Origin of the sequence: Brevundimonas sp. ZS04, from assembly GCF_001956865.1 — a bacterium.
Lineage (GTDB): Bacteria > Pseudomonadota > Alphaproteobacteria > Caulobacterales > Caulobacteraceae > Brevundimonas > Brevundimonas diminuta.
In genome coordinates, this window is record NZ_MTHE01000076.1 from 1 (window position 1) to 244 (window position 244).

A 244-nucleotide genomic window follows, 5' to 3' on the forward strand; every position below is an offset into this window, starting at 1 on the left:
TGGCGCGCGCTGGCCGCCCAGCCCGACGCCCGCCTGCACCTCTACGGCAAGCACGACGCCCGGCCGGGACGCAAGATGGCGCACGTCAACCGCATCCTTTAACCCTCTCCCCGCCTTCCCTCTCCCATCGGGAGAGGGCAGTTAGGCCTTGGCGCCGTACCGCAGCCGCCCCAGCACGTCGGTGATCGTGCGGACCGGGGCGTCGAAGTCCTTGCCCGCCTTCCACTTCTCGAAGGCCATGACG

Annotated in this window: 1 protein-coding gene; it reads left to right on the forward strand. The window is 70.1% G+C overall.

The genetic code is table 11. The annotated features are described in order from the left end of the window. Positions 1-102 (forward strand): hypothetical protein (locus BJP32_RS17445; RefSeq protein WP_158043326.1); only part of this gene is annotated, 102 nt, incomplete at its 5' end. Positions 103-244 lie beyond the last annotated feature (142 nt).